2 pseudogenes are annotated in these 1332 nt (G+C 66.7%); both read right to left on the bottom strand.

Annotated features, from left to right (window positions below):
* Positions 1–981: pseudogene (locus AHiyo1_RS27340) on the bottom strand (heavy metal translocating P-type ATPase); the annotation flags it as partial.
* Positions 982–1007: 26 nt separating this feature from the next.
* Positions 1008–1332, bottom strand: a pseudogene (locus AHiyo1_RS19700) (heavy-metal-associated domain-containing protein); the annotation flags it as partial.

Raw genomic sequence — 1332 nt, 5'->3', positions numbered from 1 at the left:
CACGCACGACGAGCCGCCCGCTGGCGTTCACGGTCGCTCCGGTCACGGCGTCGCCGGAGCCGACCTCGACGGGCACCGATTCGCCGGTAATCATCGAGCGTCCACTGCAGAGGTGCCGGTGAGGATCACGCCGTCGGTGGCGATCTTTTCCCCGGGGCGGACGACGAATTCGTCGCCGGCTGCGAGTTGCTCGATCGGGATGCGTGTTTCGACGCCGCCGCGGAGCACGGCGACATCCTTCGCGCCGAGTTCGAGGAGGCTCCGCAAGGCGGCGCCTGCTTGGCGCTTGGAGCGCTTCTCGAAGTAGCGGCCGGCGAGGATGAACATTGTCACGCCGGCGGCGACCTCGAGGTAGATGTTGCGGGCGCCGTCGACCGGTGTGATTGAGAGCTCGAACGCATGGCGCATGCCGGGCACCCCGGCGGTGCCGAGGAAGAGTGCGTACAGTGACCACAGGAACGCCGAGAGGGTGCCGACTGAGACGAGGGTGTCCATGGTGGCGGCACCGTGGCGCAGGTTTGTCCAGGCTGCCTTGTGGAAGGGCCACGCTGCCCACAGGATCACCGGAGCGGCGAGGGCCAGGGAGGCCCATTGCCAGTAGGTGAACTGGAGGGCGGGGACCATGGCCATGAGGATGACCGGCACCGCCAGCACCGCTGACCCGATGAGCCGCCGCCGCAGCTCGGCGAGCTCATGGTCGGGTTCTTCGCCATCGTTCGCCGGTGCCGCCTGCTCGGGTGGGGTTGGCAAGGCTGCCCTGTAGCCGGTCTTCTGCACCTCGAGGATGAGCAGCTGAGGGTCGTAGCCCTCGGGGACGAGCACCCTGGCTTTCTCGGTCGCGTAGTTCACGCTCGCCTCGACCCCGTCCATCCGGTTGAGCTTCTTCTCGATACGGTTGGCGCAGGATGAGCACGTCATCCCGCCGATCTCGAGATCAAGGCTCGTGCGCGCAGATTCAGTCGGTGCTGTGGTTGTTGGCATAGTGATCCGTTCTCCGGTGTGTGGGCTCAATGACCGTGGCTCTCGCCTGGTGTCTGGACGGGTTGCGCGCCTGGCGTGCCGTCCGCAGCGAGTACGAACGCGGCAGAATGGACGGCGCCGTCGACTTGGAAGTCGAAGTAGAGCATGTACCTCCCAGAGGTCGGAGCCTCTGCCGCGAACCTCACGGTCGGTCCGCTGACCTGGCCGTTCTGGGGCTCGGCACCCTCGGGATGCACGTGCAGATACGCTAGATCGCCGTCGCGCAGCGCGACAAGGTGGCCGAACGCGCCGAGGTAAGGCTGCAAGGTGGTGACCGGTGCGCCGTTTTTCGAGACGGAGAGCGTGAGCTCC

Origin of the sequence: Arthrobacter sp. Hiyo1, from assembly GCF_001263615.2 — a bacterium.
Lineage (GTDB): Bacteria > Actinomycetota > Actinomycetes > Actinomycetales > Micrococcaceae > Arthrobacter.
Note: the sequence above shows the minus strand (reverse complement) of the source record. Positions and strands in the feature narration are given on the sequence as shown.